Origin of the sequence: Bacillus sp. ChL18, assembly GCF_026241425.1 — a bacterium.
Classification (GTDB): Bacteria; Bacillota; Bacilli; order Bacillales; family Bacillaceae; genus Bacillus; species Bacillus velezensis.
In genome coordinates this window covers 547,950-567,427 of sequence record NZ_JAPHWE010000002.1, presented here as the reverse complement: position 1 = coordinate 567,427, position 19,478 = coordinate 547,950, and the positions used below count along the sequence as shown (strand labels likewise).

14 protein-coding genes are annotated in these 19,478 nt (G+C 43.6%); 4 read left to right on the top strand and 10 right to left on the bottom strand.

The genetic code is table 11. The features are described from left to right. Positions 1-142: 142 nt before the first annotated feature. The 3 genes from OQ477_RS13870 to OQ477_RS13860 are packed head-to-tail and all read right to left on the bottom strand — an operon-like array spanning position 143 to position 4,125. Positions 143-1,633: an N-acetylmuramoyl-L-alanine amidase gene (locus tag OQ477_RS13870; protein WP_265972795.1), complete on the bottom strand. Its 1,491-nt coding sequence runs from the start codon at positions 1,631-1,633 to the stop codon at positions 143-145. Between the two features lie 21 nt (positions 1,634-1,654). Beyond that, positions 1,655-3,775: a SpoIID/LytB domain-containing protein gene (locus tag OQ477_RS13865; RefSeq protein WP_265972794.1), complete on the bottom strand. Its 2,121-nt coding sequence runs from the start codon at positions 3,773-3,775 to the stop codon at positions 1,655-1,657. A gap of 32 nt (positions 3,776-3,807) precedes the next feature. Continuing rightward, entirely contained in the window at positions 3,808-4,125 is a 318-nt protein-coding gene (locus tag OQ477_RS13860; RefSeq protein ID WP_007407496.1) for a hypothetical protein, read from the bottom strand. Positions 4,126-4,305: 180 nt separating this feature from the next. On the opposite strand from OQ477_RS13860, the gene OQ477_RS13855 reads away from it, so the two are divergent. Further along, a complete protein-coding gene (locus tag OQ477_RS13855; RefSeq protein WP_003151369.1) occupies positions 4,306-5,223 on the top strand; it encodes a LytR family transcriptional regulator in 918 nt (305 codons plus the stop codon). 31 nt (positions 5,224-5,254) lie between these two features. On the opposite strand, the gene wecB is transcribed toward OQ477_RS13855, so the two are convergent. After that, the gene (gene wecB, locus OQ477_RS13850) at positions 5,255-6,394 is read right to left on the bottom strand and encodes a non-hydrolyzing UDP-N-acetylglucosamine 2-epimerase (RefSeq protein WP_082998310.1); all 1,140 of its coding nucleotides are present in this window, start codon (positions 6,392-6,394) and stop codon (positions 5,255-5,257) included. Positions 6,395-6,622: 228 nt separating this feature from the next. Here wecB and galU point away from each other — a divergent pair, with 228 nt between their 5' ends. Further along, on the top strand, positions 6,623-7,507 hold the full coding sequence (gene galU / locus OQ477_RS13845) for a UTP--glucose-1-phosphate uridylyltransferase GalU (protein ID WP_003151367.1): 885 nt from the start codon (positions 6,623-6,625) through the stop codon (positions 7,505-7,507). Positions 7,508-7,546: 39 nt separating this feature from the next. Here the strand turns inward: galU and tagH are convergent, their stop codons facing one another. The 5 genes from tagH to tagD form a co-directional block, all read right to left on the bottom strand. Further along, positions 7,547-9,091 (bottom strand): teichoic acids export ABC transporter ATP-binding subunit TagH, encoded by a 1,545-nt coding sequence (gene tagH / locus OQ477_RS13840; protein WP_174737054.1) that lies wholly within the window; start codon positions 9,089-9,091, stop codon positions 7,547-7,549. Between the two features lie 20 nt (positions 9,092-9,111). After that, positions 9,112-9,939 carry an ABC transporter permease gene (locus tag OQ477_RS13835; protein WP_007614137.1) on the bottom strand — a complete coding sequence of 276 codons (828 nt, stop codon included), beginning with the start codon at positions 9,937-9,939 and terminating at the stop codon, positions 9,112-9,114. Between the two features lie 185 nt (positions 9,940-10,124). Beyond that, positions 10,125-12,299 carry a CDP-glycerol glycerophosphotransferase family protein gene (locus OQ477_RS13830; protein ID WP_265972792.1) on the bottom strand — a complete coding sequence of 725 codons (2,175 nt, stop codon included), beginning with the start codon at positions 12,297-12,299 and terminating at the stop codon, positions 10,125-10,127. Positions 12,300-12,348: 49 nt separating this feature from the next. Then, a complete protein-coding gene (locus tag OQ477_RS13825) occupies positions 12,349-13,887 on the bottom strand; it encodes a glycosyltransferase family 2 protein (RefSeq protein WP_038460077.1) in 1,539 nt (512 codons plus the stop codon). Between the two features lie 137 nt (positions 13,888-14,024). Continuing rightward, positions 14,025-14,414: a glycerol-3-phosphate cytidylyltransferase gene (tagD, locus tag OQ477_RS13820; RefSeq protein ID WP_003151361.1), complete on the bottom strand. Its 390-nt coding sequence runs from the start codon at positions 14,412-14,414 to the stop codon at positions 14,025-14,027. Positions 14,415-14,769: 355 nt separating this feature from the next. Here tagD and OQ477_RS13815 point away from each other — a divergent pair, with 355 nt between their 5' ends. Both OQ477_RS13815 and OQ477_RS13810 read left to right on the top strand, forming a co-directional pair. After that, the gene (locus OQ477_RS13815; protein ID WP_007407501.1) at positions 14,770-15,540 is read left to right on the top strand and encodes a WecB/TagA/CpsF family glycosyltransferase; all 771 of its coding nucleotides are present in this window, start codon (positions 14,770-14,772) and stop codon (positions 15,538-15,540) included. 32 nt (positions 15,541-15,572) lie between these two features. Continuing rightward, positions 15,573-16,739, top strand: coding sequence for a CDP-glycerol glycerophosphotransferase family protein (locus OQ477_RS13810; RefSeq protein WP_265972790.1), 1,167 nt, complete (start codon positions 15,573-15,575; stop codon positions 16,737-16,739). Positions 16,740-16,800: 61 nt separating this feature from the next. On the opposite strand, the gene OQ477_RS13805 is transcribed toward OQ477_RS13810, so the two are convergent. Further along, positions 16,801-19,446: an N-acetylglucosaminidase gene (locus tag OQ477_RS13805; protein ID WP_265972789.1), complete on the bottom strand. Its 2,646-nt coding sequence runs from the start codon at positions 19,444-19,446 to the stop codon at positions 16,801-16,803. Between the last annotated feature and the right edge of the window lie 32 nt (positions 19,447-19,478).

Here is a 19,478-nt window from a genome sequence, read left to right as displayed (position 1 = left end):
GTAAAGGAAGCGTTAATGTTTATTAGAATGTTTCGATTATTGTTTTTTTATTGTAAATCTATTCATATCCATATTTGAGACAAAGCATAATGAAAAATAAAAAAACAGACCGGTATGAACCGGTCTGTTTCCATGAAAAATATTATCTGAAATAGGAGGAAACGCCTTGGGTGATCCCCGCCGCGAGTCTGTCCTTTTTCGTTGATTGTTTTAAAATATTGGCATCAATCGGGCTTGTGACAAAACCGGTTTCTAACAAGACACTCGGCATTTTAGAATACTTAATGACGTAAAATCCGGCAGTTTTCACACTGCGGTCACGCGTGCCGAGAGCAGAAACCATTCTCGGCTGAATATTTTGGGCAAGCCTCAGACTGTTTGCGGATTGGTACGTTTTATCATAATACGTCTCCGTACCGTTTGCACTGCTGTTATCATTTGCGTTCGCATGGACGCTGATGAAAATATCGGCGTTCGCCTTCGCCCCTTTGTTCACTCTCTCCTCAAGCGAGTCAAAGGTGTCGCCCTTCCTCGACATTACAGTAAGCGCGCCCGCCCCGTATAATTGATTGTTAAGACGCGTAGCGATATCAAGGTTTACATTTTTCTCAAGCAAGCCGTTTCCGGTTGCACCTGAATCCTGATAGCCATGCCCCGGATCAATAAAGACCGTTTTGCCGACAACCGGATTTTTAAGCTGCGACGCGGCATTGTTGCTTAAAGATGAAGCACTTCCTATGACGGTGAAGCTGGTGATGTTTTTACTTCCGATATACGTCCGGACGTCTTTTGACAGACTGTCTCCATTCGTCAGCAGGTGAACTTTCCCCTGTTTGGCGCTCAGCACGCCTCCGACGATGGTATCCGCCTCTTTAAAGCCATTGGTAACAAACGTATAGCCTGTGCTTAAGCCTGTCTTTTTTGCAAGATTCACAGACAGGTTATAGCGGTTTTTACCGCTGATTCTTGAAGGGTTCGGCAGTTTATTGTAAAGTGAGCTGCTGATGCTGCTTGTCCCGCCGATGACAATCGTGTTTTTAATCCTCAAGCTTTTGATCGCATTGGACGTAGAACCATTTAATGTCGAATCATTAGTGAATAAAATCGGATATTTTTTAGCGGACGCATAAGAAATCGCAGCCATTCCATCTGCATCAACAAACCCGTTGACCACAAGGGCTGTAGAAGATCTTGTCATTTCACCCGCAACTTTTGCGGCTGTGGCATATCTCGTGCTCCCTGATAACCGTTTGACACTGATGCCTAATTTAGCAATTTGATTTGCGGTATTTTTCGAAACGGCAGGTGTGCCGCCAACGATAATCACATTTTTCGTTTTTAAATCAATTAATCCCTTTTTTGTGCCCGCAGACAGCTGATCTTTATTTGTAAACAGCAGCGGCGCATTTTTTTGATATGCAAGCGGCGCAGCGGCAATTGCATCGGCATATGAAGTTCCGCCGGTGATAATGACCGTTTTCGCTTCACCCCATGATTGTTTTGCCGCCAGTACAGCCGTATCATACCGGGTGCTTCCGCCGATCCTTTTAACCGTGTTGTCAGCCAAAGCGGAAGGGACAAATAGAATGACCCCGAGAATAAAGACGGGGAGACATTTTATGATGAATTTCAATCCGATCTCCTCCACAGAAGTTTAGTAGTTTGTAAGTGCTGTATTAGGATAATAGAACGCAAGAATAGAAGTATACGGCTCCCCGGCCTCCGCTCTTTCTTTTGCTCCGTATTGACTCATTCCTACGCCGTGACCGTATCCCTTTCCTGATATCTTGATTTGCGAAGAATTACCGGACGCACTGGCGTATGTGCTTTTAAAAGATGAAGCTCCGATCATCGTCCTGAGTTCAGACGCTTTCACCTCAACAGATGCAGTCTTGTTCATGACATAGCCTTTCGACTTGTCATTCACATGGTACGTGACCTTCACCGCGGCGTCTTCCGCGCGCTGGCCTTTTGTTTTTCCGGTGAGCGAGAGATCAGAGATGCTGGCAATTTTTATGGAACTTGCATTGGTTTCTTTATTTTTCATCAGCCAATTTTTTATTCCGTTGAGCTGCGCGGCATTTGCTTCGTTTGTTTTAGACCACCAGGATGCGGGATTTTTCATATCCAGACCCGCTGGCAGCTGCTGCTTCTGCAATGTTAAAGACCAGCTGATTTCCGGATCTTTTGTATCCTTTTTAGCTACTAAATACGGCACTTTCGATCCCCACACTTCATCGCCGGCTTCCATGTAACCGCCATTGCTTGATGAGTAAGTGGCATCTATCAATCTGCCGGAATAAGTGAGCACTTTCCCTTTTGTTCCGTTAACGGCTGCGGTGGCGTTTGGATACCAGCTGTATCCCCCGTAAACCTGAAAGGCCGTTGTATCCGCGACTGTTTGTCCCATCTTGCCGATAGAGTAGGTGCGGGCGGCAACAGCCTGGGCTTTCAGCGCTTCTGTCGGCCAGCTTCCCGGCATTTCATTCGGCAGGACACCTTTCAGATAATCCTCAAAAGGAATGTTTTCATTAACAGGTCTTACATATTTGCCGGATTCCGCAGTGAAACTCATATTCCCCAGATATGGCTTCCCGTCAATGCTGATTGTGTTTGCTGTTGAATATTTTTCTGGAACCGCCTTGAAAGACGTTTTTCCGCTGTTAATGCCTGCAACGCCTAATTTGCCGCCGGACGTTTCAATACGGTACGTCTTTCCGTTTACGAGATAAAACTCTTTTGCGTAAGCAGCCTTAACTGAATCGGCAATTGAATTCGCGCTGCCTATTAATGTATAAGAATAGGTGCCTTTCTTTTTAAACAGGCTGGCTTCGTCGGCCGGTGTTTCGCTTTTTTTGATGTATACAAGCGGCATGTGATTTGCGGCGGCAATATTTGATCCGACAACGATGTCCGCTAATTTAGTCCCGTTGGCAGCCACCGTTTTGCTTGCATCCATGCCAAGCGAAGTGACTGCGTTTGCTGATATTTGATATCTGTTTGAGCCGGTAATTCTTTTGGTGACCGAGGCCTTCTTTTTAATTTGATACTCCACATCTTTGCTGACGCTTGAAGTGCCTCCCATGATGATCACTTTTTTAGGCAGATTGTAGCTCGGGAGGGAGTCTTTTTTCGTCAGGAGAATCGGATAGCCGTTTTGCGCGGCATAAGGCGCGATTGCCAGCGCATCCGTATATACATCCCCCGTTACTACGACCGCCTGGTCATAGCTGCCCATTTCGGCCGCAATATTTTTGGACAGATCATATCTGTTTTTTCCGCTGATCCGTTTCGTGCGGCCGTATTTCTTCAATGTCTTTTCCGCGGCTGACGAAATACTGTTCGTCCCGCCGATGATTAAAATATTATCCGGACTGAATTTCTTGATTTGCGCCTCTGTGCTGCTGCTCAGTTTTTTCGCTTCAGTCAGCAGAACAGGCGCTTTCAGTTTATTCGCTAAAGGAATGACGGAAAGCGTGTCCGCAAAATAAGCATCCGTATTAACGATGACTACGTTGGACGGGTTTTTCCAATACTTAGATGTCGCGGCGTTAGCCGTATCATATTTGGACGCGCCTCCCAATCTGACAACGGAGGAGACATCGCTTCCCGTCAGTTTATAAGTTCCTGAAGGTTCGATATTCAGAGTCGATTTATTACCAATATAATTCGTCAGTTTTACTGAAATATCAGAACTGGACGCAAAAGTGCTTTCCGGTAATAAAGCCAGGCTGAATATCACAGAAAAACAGACAGCCCATATTGTTTTCTTCAATTTTTATCCCGCCTTTTGCTGATCATGGTGTATTATTTTGCTTTCTCGATTTCCTTGATCTCTTTTTGGCCTTTATCATTTGTGAAATAAGTAATGCTGACTTTGTCATTTTCGCTGAATTTATTCAGAACATCAGAGAAGTCATCAGAAAATTCAAAGCTGACGGGCTGATCATCCACTTTTACTTCAATTGTGTGCGTATCCGCCATACCGACATAATATGCCGTTTCTTTTTGAGCCTGGTTCTCCGAAGAACCGCTTCCCTTCTTTGATTGATCCGCCGTTCCGCACGCTGCCAATACAACAGAAAAAAGCAGTATTAAGAACGAAGCTGCAATAGTTTTTTTCATTTTTTTCACCTCATCTTTATGTATCGTCTTATACTAACTTTTTTTTAAGGTAATTTTAAGGTCTTTTTGTAACCTTTTTTTAAGAATTTCGTCTATTACATGGTTATAAGTAAAAATATGACTGGGTTTATAAAGATTAGTAAATTGTATCAGGAAAGTTAATAGAAAAGGTGATGACAAATGAGAGCTGAACGAAAAAGAAAGAAGAAAAAAGTTCTTCTGACAATCGTAACAATCATCGGGCTGTTAGTTTTATCATCAGGAGGCTACGTCTACTACTTGTGGCACAAAGCGGCTTCAACGGTGGCAAGCATTCAGGAAGACTTGAAAAAATCGGACAAACGTGACACGGATATAGATCTCGGAAAGAAGGATCCGATTTCTGTTTTAATCATGGGCGTCGATGAGCGGAAAAATGACAAGGGTCGCGCGGATACGATGATTTATATGACCGTCAATCCTAAAACGAATACAACAGAAATGGTCAGCATTCCGCGTGATACGTATACGAAAATCTCCGGCAAAGGTACGATGGATAAAATCAACCACTCCTATGCTTTCGGCGGAACGCAGATGGCCGCGGATACCGTCGAGGACCTGCTTGACGTGCCGGTAGATTATTTTGTGAAAGTAAACATGGAGAGCTTCAAAGATACCGTGGATACACTCGGCGGGATTACGGTGAACAGCACGTTTGCCTTCAACTACGACGGGCACTCTTTCGGAACGGGGAACATCAGCCTGAACGGCGAAGAAGCACTTGCCTACACGCGTATGAGAAAAGAAGATCCCCGGGGGGATTTCGGCAGGCAGCAGCGCCAGCGCCAAGTGATTGAGGGGATTATTTCTAAAGGGGCAAACATCTCGTCTGTCACGAAATTCGGAGATATGTTTAAGGTCATTGAAAACAATATGAAAACAAACATGTCATTCGATGATATGTGGACGGTTATGACTGACTATAAAAACGCCCGCAGCAAAGTCACTCAGCATGAACTGAAGGGAACGGGAACGAGAATCAACAATATCTATTATTACAAATTAGATGAAGCAAGCCTCGCTTCAGTCAAAAAAGAATTAAAAGAAAGCCTGAAATAATAAAAAACTCTGCATATGATGCAGAGTTTTTTTATTCTGTAAAAGGCTGCGGACGGGTTTTTCTATAGCCGTACCGATAAAGCAGTTCTTCCACAATCCGTTTTGAAGCCGATCCGTCACCATAAGGGTTTGACGCCTTTGACATCCGTTCATATTCAGCCTGATCGGTTAAGAGCTGTTTTGTCAGCTGATACACCGTTTCTTCATCTGTACCCGCCAGCTTTAATGTCCCGGCTTTCACTCCTTCGGGGCGCTCGGTTGTGTCCCGAAGCACCAAGACCGGCTTTCCGAGAGAAGGCGCTTCCTCCTGCACTCCGCCCGAGTCGGTCAAAATGAAATTTGCTTTCGCAGCGAAGTTATGGAAATCCACGACCTCCAGAGGTTCTATTAAATGCACCCTGTCCGAATCAGCGAAATGGGCTTCTGCGGCCTCACGAACTGCGGGATTCAAATGAACGGGATAAACGACTTGTACGTCCTCAAACTCTTCAACGACTCTTCTGACGGCCTTAAACATCTGTTCCATCGGCCTGCCTAAATTTTCACGTCTGTGCGCTGTCAAAAGAATCATCCTGCTTCCGTCCAGCTTGTCAAAAATCGGATGAGAATAGTCTTCCCGCACAGTCGTTTGAAGCGCGTCTATCGCCGTATTTCCCGTGACAAATATAGAATCCGGCTTTTTATTTTCAGCAAGCAGATTCTGTTCAGCCTGGCTTGTCGGCGCAAAATTCACATCAGCGATCACGCCCGTCATCTGCCGGTTGATTTCCTCGGGGAAAGGAGAGTATTTATTTTGCGTACGCAGACCGGCTTCCACATGGCCGACAGCGATTTGATGATAAAAGGCGGCAAGGCTTCCGGCGAACGTTGTCGTCGTATCTCCGTGGACCAAAACGATATCTGGTTTTACTTCTTGGAACAGCTTGTCCAGTTTCAGCAAAGCATGAGATGTAATTTCTGAAAGCGTTTGACGCTCTTTCATAATATTCAAATCAAAATCAGGCGTAATGCTGAATGCTTCAAGCACTTGATCCAGCATCTGTCTGTGCTGTGCGGTTACTGTCACCAGCGAATCAATTTCCTGATATTTTTCAAGCTCTAATACGAGCGGAGCCATTTTAATTGCTTCAGGTCTTGTACCGAATACGGTCATTACTTTTAGTTTTTTCAACGGTTTGTCTGCACCTCGTTTTATATGTCGGATATCCCTTCATGTTAACATATTTATGCCGTTTCTTAGATATTGTAAAGCTTAATGGCAAACAAAGCAAAAACCGTTACAAGACTCTTTGAAAGCGGATTAAAAGGTGTGAATTTTAATCAATTGTGGTAAAGTGGAAAAAGACTAGGTTATAGTTCTGAAAAAAAGATTTTGCAGAAACAAGGATGGTGTTATTCAGTGAAGAAAGTACGCAAAGCCATTATTCCGGCAGCAGGTTTAGGCACTCGTTTTTTGCCGGCCACAAAAGCAATGCCTAAAGAAATGCTTCCAATCGTTGATAAGCCGACAATTCAGTATATTATCGAAGAAGCTGTCGAATCCGGCATCGAAGATATTATTATCGTAACCGGAAAAGGAAAAAGAGCAATAGAAGACCATTTTGACAATGCCCCTGAACTGGAACGTAATTTAGAAGAAAAAGGGAAAATCGAACTGCTTCAAAAAGTGAAAAAATCGTCAAATATTGCGGATATCCACTATATTCGCCAAAAAGAGCCAAAAGGACTCGGTCATGCCGTTTGGTGCGCACGCAACTTCATCGGCGATGAACCTTTCGCCGTTCTTCTCGGCGATGATATTGTCCAGGCTGAAAAACCGGGACTTCGTCAGCTGATGGATGAATACGAAAAAACATTGTCTTCAATCATCGGTGTTCAGCAAGTTCCTGAAAGCGACACACACCGCTACGGAATTATCGATCCGTTAACAAATGAAGGCCGCCGTTACCAGGTCAAAAATTTTGTAGAGAAGCCTGAACCGGGCACAGCTCCTTCCAACTTGGCTATTTTAGGAAGATACGTTTTCACTCCTGAAATTTTCATGTACCTGGAACAGCAGGAAGTCGGTGCAGGAGGAGAAATTCAATTAACGGACGCCATCCAAAAGCTCAATGACATTCAGCGTGTCTTCGCTTATGATTTCGAAGGAAAACGTTACGATGTCGGTGAAAAACTCGGATTTATCGAGACAACGCTTGAATTCGCCTTACAGGATCAGGATATCCGCCATAAATTAATTCCGTTCATGAAGGATCTTCTTGAAAAAGAAGAAGCTGACGAATAGAAAAAGCTGCCGAATCCGGCAGCTTTTTTTATGTGATCTTTACTTTTTAGACGTTACCGTCAGTGTTTTATCAGCATTGTTCACAGAAAAAGTATATTCCTGGTTTTTAAGCATGAGCAAATTCTGATTGATTTTGCTGCCGCCTTTTTCACTTAAAGCTGAGATGTCTGCGGGACGCGATAAATGAAAAACCACTTCGGAGACTGTATCATTGTCAATCACTACATCCGTTTTTGCATCGGATGTTTTTAATACGTTCCGTCCGTCAGCCGTTTGTCCGGCAGCTGGATTTTTCAATTTACTCTGTACATCGTCCCGGCTTTTATTGAGATATGATAGAAACTCTTCTGCTGTTTGGCTTGATAAACTGCCGCTGAAATCATTAAGCTGAACATCCGTCTTTTTTAAAGCGTTCACTTTATACAGATCAGTCTTTTTCATAAAGTACTCTTTATCGTTTAATTTCACTTTGGCCGCCTGGTTATTTTCGGCTTCTACCTGCACCTTCGTGCCGAAACTTACACTTGCGGAGGCTTTTCCTTTTATATCTTTTTCAGTATAAAGGTCCGCCTTTTCAGCTTTTACTAAAGCAGGTTTATTCACAGACTCATAAAGGCCGGCATCGCTCTGTTTGACGTGACCGAAAGATGTGATCGCACGCAGAGGCTTGTCTGAAAACATCGAAGCGCCTGCGCCGACAGCCAGCAATGCAAGCAGCGTAATCTGTATCGTATTGGCAATGAATTTAGGCTTCGCTTTCTTTTGCTGCGCCTGAGTGATTTTCTGTTCCTCGGCTGCCCGCGTTCTGCCTTCAATCTGCTCGTTTTGATATTTCTTCTTTTCTTTCTTTGAAAGCTTGTTGAACCAATCCACAAAAGCTTTATATTCTTTCACAACGGCTTTCGTTTCGTCGAACATGCGCATTTCGCCGTAATGCATCCAAGCCACCCGATCACACATTTTCTCAATCTGTCCGATGGAATGACTGACGAAAAAGATCGTTTTGCCGCGTTCTTTAAATTCCGTAATGCGGTCCACACATTTCTGATAGAAAGTCTGGTCCCCTACTGAGAGCGCCTCATCAATAATAAGGATGTCAGGGTCCATATGCGCCGATATGGCAAAACCGAGACGGGATTTCATACCGCTTGAATAGCTTTTAACAGGCTGATCTATAAAGTCGCCGATATCCGCGAATTCAACGATTTTTTCATAAAGCTCGTCTATCTGCCGATTGTTGAGACCCATCATCAAGCATTTTAAACGAATATTGTCTTTACCGCTTAATTGATTGTTTAATCCGGCAGAAATCGCAATTAAAGACGGCTGCCCGTTCATATCAATCTCACCGCTTGTCGGCGGAATGATCTTTGCAAGCAGATTGGACATCGTTGATTTTCCCGACCCGTTGATCCCTACGAATCCGATCGTTTCCCCTTCATAGACGTCAAAAGAAACATTTCGGACAGCGAAAAAACCTTTTTGATTTCTGTTTGGGAAAAACAGTCCTTTAATTTTGTCAGACTGTTTTTTATATAGAAAATACTGTTTTGAAACATTTCTGAACGAAACTTTTAGTTTCATCGTATAATCTCCTTACTATATTAAAGAAAGTCAACAAACTTATCTCTGAATTTCATATGAAGAAGTGAACCGACTGTTAACAACAGCAGTGTGACAAACCAGAAATACAGCGTGTATTTCACATCGTGGAAAAACCACTGCCCTTCCATAAAACTGTCTCTAAAGCCCTCGATAATATAGAAAAGAGGGTTTAACTTCAAGATGGTCAAAACCTCCGGCCTGTTTCCGAATTTCTCTGCAATGTCCCAAAAAATCGGCAGAAGAAAAAAGAGCAGCCTTGTGACGGCCTGAAGCAAAAACTGGTAATCCCTGATTAATACGCTGATAGTCGAATTAAACAGGCCGAAAGCAAACATAAAACTGATCATACAAAACAGGTAATAAATATATTGCAGCCAGTGCAGCGTCGGAAAAAGACCGTTGCTCAGCAGCACAATAATATAAATCCCCATCATCACAAAATAACTGAATAAATTCGATGCTATCACTACAGAAGGCAGTGAACTGATCGGAAAGTTCATTTTCGACACTAAATTTATCCGTTTAAAAACGCTGTTAGATGCATCCAGTATCGTCGGACTGATAAAGAACCAAGGAATTAAGCCGGCCAGCATCCAGACGATGAACGGTACGCTGTCTCCATTTCCAAGCACCATATCATGTCCGCCGCGAATCCCGAGACCAAATACGAACCAGTATGCCAGCATTTGAATCATAGGGTTGAGAAACTGCCACAATATACCCAAATAGTTCACTTGATACTTTGATTTCGTTTCGTACACTGCAAGCCGCATAATCAGCGGAAATGAGTTGAATTGCTCTTTCAGAATTTTTACCAATGCATTCATTCTAATCTTCCTTAGTCGTAAGTTTTAGGTAATAGCTTTGACTTACAAAAGCACCGCTCATAATTGTAACAGATTACGATGTATTTTTCACTTCATAACAGGCCTGAGTCCCATGAGCGCAATATGCCGTCACTTAAGCAAAAAAGCATAATTAACGTGGTTAAATTATGCTTTTTTGCACTTATTTACTTGTCCCCGAAAATCACTTTTACGGCTTTTTCAGACGATTCTCCGGTTTCTAAATAACAGAACTTCTCGTAAAAAGGTCCGAACGAATCCGGAAGCTTATAATCATCTGATTCCGTTTCATTGACCCATTTGATAACGTCACCTGTTTCTTTGACAAGCGGGCCGGGCGCTTCTTTTTCAAAGTCAAAGTAAAACCCTCTGAGTTTATCCCGGTACGTTTCGATATCAGGCACATAAAACAGCATCGGTCTTTTCAGATTTGCATAGTCAAAAAAGACAGAGGAATAGTCTGTTATGAGTAAATCAGAGACCATATACAGCTCACGGATATCTTCGTAGCTGGAGAAATCATAAGCAAATCCTTCATACGGTCCGAGATCAAAGTTTTCCGCCACGAGATAATGCATCCGTAAAATAATGACATAACGGTCGCCGATCGCTTCTCTCAATCGGTGAAGGTCTAAATCAAGGTCAAACTTGTATTTTCCCTTCTTATAAAATTGGTCATCCCGCCATGTCGGTGCGTAGATAATCACTTTTTTATCTTGCGGAAGATTCATTTTTTCTTTCAGCGCTTTAATGACAGAAGGGCTGTTATCCGTCTGAAGGAAGTCATTCCGCGGATATCCCGATTCAATCATGGTTTTATTAAACTGAAACGCCCGGGCGAATATTTCGGTTGAATATGCATTCGGTGAAATCAGGTAATCCCACTTTGAAGCCTCTGTCGTAAAGTTCCGCTTGTATTTTTCAGTGTTTGTTCCCGGCATATGCACTTCATCCATATCTACTGCAAGGCGCTTTAAAGGCGTGCCATGCCATGTCTGGACATATGTCGTATGCTCAGGTTTCGGAATCCACAGCGGCATACGGCTGTTGACAACCCAGTACTCGGCTCTTGCCATGGCAAACAGCCATTTGAACGTAAAGCGTTCGATATAAGGAATTCCTTTATCTTTAAATGTCTGTGAGTAAGCGGGGTTTACACTCCAGCAGAGACGGTATTCCGGCATCTCTTTGCTCATGTATTCATAAATCGCCCGCGGGTTGCAGCTGTACTGTTTTCCAGCAAAGCTTTCAAACATGACAAATTTCTGTTTGACAGGCAGTTTCCCCGCAACCCTGAATCCCGCTTTATAAGTGTTTTGTATTCTTTTCTCAATGAACTTTTTCAGCTTATTCTTTCTCTTGCGTACAAAGGAAGCGCCCCGTTTCAGCTTTCCTTTCACAAAATACTCCACGCGGGTGCTGAAGCTGTAATCGTTCATTCTCAGGTGGAGATTTTTCGTTTTCTTTTTCGTGAAAACGTGAAATCTGGCAGGCCCTTTCTCCGTTTTCAAAATCGTGAATTGGTTAGGGTTTACATGTTCAGATTTCAGAACCTTTAACGGTTTGCTGTTGGTGATAATCTCTTCACCCGTCCCGGCATCTTCAAAAATGAATTGAATATGGAATTGAAAGGTTAGCTGCTGATTCAATTCTTTATAAACAGCATTCAAATCAATTTTTGTATCAAAGCCTATCGTGTCAAGCATCGTTGTGTCCTGAACATATTCATCAAGGTCGTGTCTCGGCACGTCGTGAAGCGGATACTTCAGAATGAGAGGCTCCTCTTCTTTTCCTTTTTTCATTTTCAGAATCAGGTTTTTTTCTTTTATCTTTAAGGTTTCTGCCGCATTCAGCCGGAATGCAAAACCTTTCAGATGTAAGCTGCCGTCAGATTCGAGCTCCATTTCATCAATCCGCGTAACGAACTTTTTCTGCAGCAGCTTTAAGGAGAAATTCCCTTTCTTCGTCGTGTAAGGGAAAAAGAACATATGATGAGCCTCATCTTTATAAGAAGACAGTTCAATAGGTTCAAGGCTGGATTTTAACCGTTTTTTACTGATATCACTGTCATCATTGATAAAGGAGACATAGAAATCCAGACATCCTTTGCCGTCCGTATGGTCAGAAAGCAGATCCGTGCTCATGACAGCATGGTACTCCCCGCCTTCTCCTGCCAACCGTTTCAGAGGGACGGAAAGTTCCGCTTTTGTCTTACGATTTATAATCTGAAGAGAAGGCTCTTCCCCTGCAGTGACATTTTCACAGGATATCGTAATGCTGAATGTCTCTTCCTTTATGTTAAGATGTTTTAACTTGTATCTGACAGGATTTTCTATACCCATAAAATAAGTCTACTCCTCTGTTTCAATTAAACATATCCAATTACAATCATCATTTTGTTACTTTCAGCGAAAGGTTCTCCTTCACCGTCCGGTAGAATTGATATTGCAGTCCGTTCACTTCTGCCGTCACCTTTTCACCGTCTTCTCTGTTTAACATGACACGTTCATAATCGTTATAAATGACATACATAATATAACCGCCAAGTCCGACTTTTTCAATGTCACTTAACGGGATTTCAAGGACGTACCGCCCGTCTCCCAGTGACTGAACCGGAAACTGGTGGTGTACTTTCATGTTATCTCTGTGCTGAAACAGAATATATTGGGCATTATTTCTGTCCTGTCCGAACAAGCGGAACGTAACGGTGAATTTATGATCGGCGAACACCGCGCTTTCCGTTTCTCCGTGCATGCGAAGTTCGACCAGTTTATTTTCTTCATCCGTCAGCGGGCTTTCTAAATAAGCCAGCCCGTCTTGCGTCACGATGTTTTTATCGGGCTCTTTTTTAGACCAGCGGAACAGCTTTTCGACCTCATCATACCTTTTTTGAGTCAGCAGACGGAAGGCTGTTTTATGAATCGGATGAAAAAATGTCTCGGAAATATCGTATTTCGTCTTCTTTAACACATTCAGAATTTCATTGAATTTATTGTAGTAGGCTTCTTTGTTTTCGCTTTTCAGGAAGTGCATCCGATCGAAAAGACGCGTAATGGAATCGAATTCGATCAGGCGGTTCATCGCCATCTTCTCTTTTTCAGTATCTAATTTTTTGTTCAGAATATACTTCATTACGGCTATGTTCGTGTCGGTTTTTTCCATTATATTAGTCTGCTTTGTCAGCGACTCATTATTGTCCATTCTGTTCAGATAATAGACCGGTTCGGTTGACGTTGAAATATCTCCGCACGCCAAAAGAACATCCATAAAAAATTGCTTATCTTCAGCAAATTTCATTTCCGGATATCTGATATCATTATCTTTTAGAAATTGTAAGTTCATCATTCTTGCCCGCGGGCCGAGATGATAGAAAATATGCCGGATTGAAAAAGGCGATACCTTCGCTCTGTTCAGCGAAGACTCATGTTTCCCGATCGTTTTTTGACCGTTCACCTGCATTTCGATCGTTTTTCCGACCGCATAATTTACCTGATCTCTTTCAAGCATGTCGAATAAGATTTTAACTCCGTTCGGCGCAAACCAATCATCTGCATCCAAAAATGTAATGTACTTCGCATTTGCCAGCTCAATTCCCAAGTTTCTCGGATAAGCCGGGGTTCCCGTGTTGTCTTTCAAAAAGACGACTGTAATATTTTCATACAACTCGGCGTACTCAGTCAGGATGTTTCTGGAATCATCAGTAGAGCAATCATCGACCAGAATTAAAGAAATATGCTGAAAGCCGATGTTTTGAAGGATCACTGAATCAACTGTTTTCCTTACATATTCTTCTGCATTATAAACAGGAACGACTACCGCTACCTTCTTCTCTTCCGCCAATGCTTCTTTGTTTAAAATGGTATATTCGCGTTCTTCTACGGACGGCTTGGACTCTTTTTTATTCAACTTAAAAAAGTTACTAAGATTCATCTTTAAATTCTCCTCTTATTGTCTAGCTTTTTTTCAAAAGCGCATAACAAATATAGCGAAAATAACCTTATATTACAAGAAGTACTCCCTATCCGGAGGGAGTACTTCTTTATCATCTGTATATCCGAATGTTTCAATTACACCCCGGCAATTTCTTTTTTAATCTGTGTGGTGGAAATGCCTTCGGTTCTAGGGAGGTAGATGACTTCGCATTGATCTTTAAGGAAATCGAATTTGCCTTCCCAATCGTCTCCCATTACGAACACGTCGATGTTGTGATCCGCTACGTCACGTACTTTTTGATCCCAGCTGTTTTCCGGAATGACTTCGTCGACATAACGGATCGTTTCCAGAATCAGCTTTCTGTGTTCATAGCTGTGGTAGGCCTTTTTTTGTTTTTGCAGGTTGAACTCGTCTGTTGAGATGGCGACAACAAGGTAATCCCCAAGCTGCTTTGCGCGCTCAAGCAGTTTAATATGACCCCAATGCAGTAAATCAAACGTACCGTAAGTAATGACCTTCTTCATGAAACAAAAGCTCCTTTCTATCATCATACGTATAACAAGCAACTGCCCTGAAATGCTGCGCAGCTGTATCCTTAATCACTAAAGTGCCAATTTCGTACTCATGGAACCTCATTATATCACATAGCCCTGAAAAGGTTAAGCCAATGTAAAACGAAGTTAAAATCCACTTATTAACAAATGTTATTACAATAGGAGTTTAGCAGGGTTTTTGCGCGTATGATTAAAGAAATTGTTATCTTATTTATATTTTTGTAAAACTATTGTTAAGTTTATCTGAAGGTATTATGTTAAAATAAAGCTTAGCCTAAGTCACGAAAAAGTGAAAGAAAATCCCGTACAAAAAGGAGGACGGCAGATGCAGACTGAAATGGTGCACAACCTTTCTTATGTTAATGGAAATTTACAGGAGTTTATTTCATATTTAGACACTTATTATATCGCACAAAAGCAAGGAGCCGTCATTGCGACGGTCAATCCTGAGATCGGATACGCTGCGGCGAAAGACAAAGGTTATCATCAAGTCATTTCATCCGCGGATTTCGTCCTGCCGGATGGTATCGGCGTCGTGTTAATGTCACGTTTGACGCAGCACCCGCTGAAATCAAGAATTGCGGGATTCGATGTGTTTCTTGCGCTGCTCGGTCTCGCAAACCGGCAGTCTAAAAAAATATTTTTATACGGAGCTAAACAAGACGTGCTTGATGCCGTTTTGAACCGGATCAGCAAAGAGTATCCGAATATTGAGGTTGTCGGAGCCAGCAACGGGTATGAAGCGGATAAACGCTTCGTCGCCAAACAGATTTCCCGGGCGAAACCCGATCTCGTGTTTGTCGCCTTAGGATATCCCCATCAGGAACAATTTATTTATGAATACAAACATCTTTTCCCTCAGGCTGTATCGATCGGTTTGGGCGGAAGCTTTGATGTGTTCAGCGGAACGGTGAAACGCGCCCCTGAATGGATGATCAAAACGAATCTGGAATGGCTGTACAGACTGGTGACGAATCCGTGGAGATGGAAAAGGATGCTGAACATTCCGAAGTATGCTTTTACCGTTTTGAGAAATAATAAATCAAATAAAAGCCTGTATTCCAAGCAGGCAGAAGATCAAACGAAACAGCTTTAAACAAATAAAACAGCAAAAGAGATTGGTAATCTATGAACTTGCGATCTTTATTCGCCGCTTTTTATTCTATATATCTGTCTGTTCTCGGCGTTTTGTTCAAGCCTGTAAAGCCCAAGAACCATTTGACCCTGCTGGTATCTTTTGAAGAGAATGCGCAGGCTCTCATCCGTTCTTACAAAGCGCACGCTGAATCGCTTTCTTATGAAGTGACGGTTTTGTATACGAGACACGCCGTCAGTCTGAAAAAAGAGCTGGAAGGTGTCGGCTCTTTTTATGTAAACGAAAAACATCCGCTGCATCTTTTGAAGGCTGTTTTGATCCTTTTTAAGAGCAAAGTGGTGATAACGGATAACTATTTCCTCATGACAAGCGTCTTAAACCGCCGACCGCAAACGACATGCATTCAGGTGTGGCATGCGAACGGCTCTTTGAAAAAGTTCGGCCTTGAGGATGTGACGAATCAAAACCGCCCGGCATCAGACATCAGCCGTTTTAAAAAAGTGTACCGTTCGTTTGACTTTGTCACCGTCGGCTCAGACGCGATGGCTGACGTTTTTAAAAAGTCGTTCGGCATACGGGACGGCCAGCTGTTAAAAACGGGTGTCCCCCTGACTGACGTCTATTATGAAGCACTCAAGCCCGAACTGAAGCACAAATGGCCGAAAAAAATCATCTTGTACGCACCGACATTCAGGGATTATGATATGCAATCCTTTCGGCTGCCATTCACCGAAGAACAGCTCACAAACGCGTTAAACGGAGAGTATATGCTGCTTGTAAAGCTTCATCCTGCCGTTTTGCATCATATTTCGGCTTCGTTTGAAAGCGAATTGATCAAGAACGTGTCTGACATGCGTCTTCATGATCTCTTGAAAGCCGCTGATATTTTAATTACGGATTACTCTTCCGTGCCTTTTGAATTCGCGCTCTTAAATAAACCGATTTTCTTTTTCACGTATGATCTGGAGGAATATGATCAAAAGCGCGGTTTAATCGACAATTATACGTCCGTCATTCCCGGAAAGGCTTGTCATGACAGCGAAGCCCTTCTGGAGGAAATGACGAAAAAGCCATTTCGTGCAGAAGAAATGAAGCAGTTCTCGGACAAATGGAATATGTATTCAGATGGGAATTCGAGTGAAGCGTTATTGAAATTTGCGGAAACAAAAATGAAAAATTGTGCTGAAGCGCCTGCCTGAATCCGATGGCGGGTGTTTTTTGCATGAAGAAAGGGCTGAAGCATACACTTCAACCCTTTTTTTATACTTTCATATACACGGGAACATCATAGTAAAGCGTATAGTCATCCAGCAGTGAGTATAAGCTGTACATGCGGTTTACCTGCTTATACGCCCAGCCGATGTCTGTCGCATACTGATGGGCCGCGGCTGGAGACCATCTCATTTTATACAGCGTATCCTGCTCGTATGAAGGATTGTGAATATAAGACGCACCGATAAATTGGGCTCCGCCGATAATCGCGGCTTCCGGAGTAAACCAGCCTTGATTATACGCGTATTGTGCGCCGTAGTAATTCGGATTGCTGTCATAAGCCCCGATGCCGTACATGTTGTAAACCTTTTTACCATTATACATAATGCCGTTCGCAAGCTCTGACGTGCCATTGCCCGTTTCAAGCAAAGCATGCGAAATCAAATACACTTCATTGATGCTGTATTTGCCGGCGGCTGTAATAAAGGCCTGGCCTTTCCCTGTCAGTATTCCTTTATTGACCAGCACTTTTTGATTCAGTTCCGATGCGTTCAGTCCGGCTGCCTGAGAAAGCTTCAGAAATTGAAAGTAATACTTGCTGTCTTGTGCGAAGTGAGCCGGATTGACATACTGCCCGACTTCGTCACTGCTGGCGTTTCTCCAGCCCATGCTGAGTTTGGCCCAGCCGTTTGTCTGGCCTGTGATGCTGACTTTATCGCCTTTTTTCAACTGCCCGATAATATTGCCGGAGCTGACTTCCGGGGTTGACCGTATGTTCAGGACGTCGGCTGTGACCGTTCCGGAGGCCGTATTGATGTACGTAAGCGACGCATAAGCCGCGGCATCAGTCTGCGGGCTGACTGTCATTTGTTTTTTGACCATATCTGCCAGCGAGATGTTGTAATTGGTATTCATGATTTGCGGTCCGTTTTTTATTTTCAAAATAGCCATCGTCCATCCGTACAGCTTTTTCAGCTTTTGGGAGGCGGCGTCCGCTGACTGCGCTCCCGTGAATTGATCGCGAATGCGGAGTTCATAAACCGGATGGCTTTCACTCGTATAGCCGGCCTGTAATTGTTTGGCGCTGAAAAAGCTCATGCTTTTATTTAAAACGGTTTTACTGCTGAATGTTTCGGTTTTGATGACGTACTGTGCAGAGCCGGTTTTCCCCGTCTCCTTCACAGTGCCGGCCGCTTTGTTTTGCTTGAAAAAAGCAGTCACGCGGTCAATGTCTTCCTTTTTAAGCAGCGGTGCCGTTTCAATTCTGAATTGTGTATACGCCGCTTCACCTGTTTTCTGTGCGGAGGCAGATACTTTTTTCCCTTTGAAAAAGTCCAGCGAACGATTGATCTTTGCCGTATCAAGCAGTGATTCGGTTGTGACTTGGTACGTTGTGTCCGTCTGCTTGGATATCGTTTTTGAAATAGCAGTCAGTTTATATCCCGCCAGCAGATTCAATCCTTTTTTTATCTTCGACTGGTCTGCCGTCTGCTGAGAAAGCAGCTGATATTCGTTTTCTGCTGTTTTTCCCGCCGCTGTTCTTGCCGTCTTTACATGCTGCTGGCGGAAAAACGCCTCCGCTTGATCTGCCTGTGCAGCGGTAAGCTGCCCCGCCGTGATCCGATAAACGGACACTGATGCTGTCTTTTTGACAGGCGATGCGTCGCAATGCCATTTTTTCTTTTTAAAGAAAGCTTGAACACTTTGCAGCTGCTTAGCCGTCAGTCCGCTCATCGCGACCGTATAATTATTTTTCTTGCCGGCTTTTTGATAGCTTCCGCTGACACCCGTATTCTTCTTGATTTGGGTGATAGCATTTTGTACGGCGCTTACTCCGTTAAAATATCCTGACTGCACGTTGTACACGGTTGCTGTTTTGCTTTGGGCATACTTTTGAACATTCCCTTTAACGCCCGTTTTCTGCTGAAGCTGTTTCGCTAAACCTGCCGCAGCATTTGTATTTGAAATGTCAGAGGCTGTCACGGTGATATTCGGACTGGCCTTTGCCGTGACTTTCAGCGACGACTGCAATCCTGTTTGCTTTTGAAAACCAGTTTGGATTTGAGCGGCTTTTTGATCGCCGGAGATTGTTCCTGATTGGATCTGAAACCGGGCTGTTTCCCGTTTGATCTGACGGTATGACGCTTTCACGCCCGTCTGCTTCGTCAACGCTTGCGAGAGCGATTTTGCGTCCGCTTCGGCTGCCATCTCAGCAGTCACGACCTGCATGTACGGCTGTTTTGTCCCCGCCGGCTTGACGGCGCCGGTCACGCTCGTTTTTTTCGTCAGTTCGGCAAGAAGATTTTTCGTCTGCCGCTCGTCTGATAGAACGCCTGATGTGACGGTCACGTACGGCTGTTTGCTTCCGCTTGCGCTGTAAGTGCCGGTCACGCCCGTCTGCTTCGTAAAATCTTTCAGCACGGTTTTCGCATCCGTTTCATCGTGTAAGCCTGAAGCTGAGATTTGATAAGTGAGCGGCGTATTTCCGGCTTTCTTTACGTCAGCCTGCCACCCCGTACCCTTTTTCAATTTCGCTGCCGCTTGAAGCGCCTCGTTCTCAGAAGCAAATTGCTGCTTCGTTTCCAACTCGTAAACGGAGTAGTCGCTGTATGCGGCCTCAGCGGGCTGTGTAAGGGTGCAAAAGACAAGGAAAACGGCGGACAATAACATAGGTGCAACGAATCTCTTTTTCATTCCTTCTCCTCTTTCTGATTCAATTGGTTTCT

Coding starts and splice junctions, on each gene's coding strand:
- OQ477_RS13860 (WP_007407496.1), bottom strand. CDS start 4,125: ATGAAAAAAACTATTGCAGCTTCGTTCTTAATACTGCTTTTTTCTGTT.
- OQ477_RS13855 (WP_003151369.1), top strand. CDS start 4,306: ATGAGAGCTGAACGAAAAAGAAAGAAGAAAAAAGTTCTTCTGACAATC.
- tagH (WP_174737054.1), bottom strand. CDS start 9,091: ATGAAACTAAAAGTTTCGTTCAGAAATGTTTCAAAACAGTATTTTCTA.
- OQ477_RS13835 (WP_007614137.1), bottom strand. CDS start 9,939: ATGAATGCATTGGTAAAAATTCTGAAAGAGCAATTCAACTCATTTCCG.
- OQ477_RS13830 (WP_265972792.1), bottom strand. CDS start 12,299: ATGGGTATAGAAAATCCTGTCAGATACAAGTTAAAACATCTTAACATA.
- OQ477_RS13825 (WP_038460077.1), bottom strand. CDS start 13,887: ATGAATCTTAGTAACTTTTTTAAGTTGAATAAAAAAGAGTCCAAGCCG.
- tagD (WP_003151361.1), bottom strand. CDS start 14,414: ATGAAGAAGGTCATTACTTACGGTACGTTTGATTTACTGCATTGGGGT.
- OQ477_RS13815 (WP_007407501.1), top strand. CDS start 14,770: ATGCAGACTGAAATGGTGCACAACCTTTCTTATGTTAATGGAAATTTA.
- OQ477_RS13810 (WP_265972790.1), top strand. CDS start 15,573: ATGAACTTGCGATCTTTATTCGCCGCTTTTTATTCTATATATCTGTCT.
- OQ477_RS13805 (WP_265972789.1), bottom strand. CDS start 19,446: ATGAAAAAGAGATTCGTTGCACCTATGTTATTGTCCGCCGTTTTCCTT.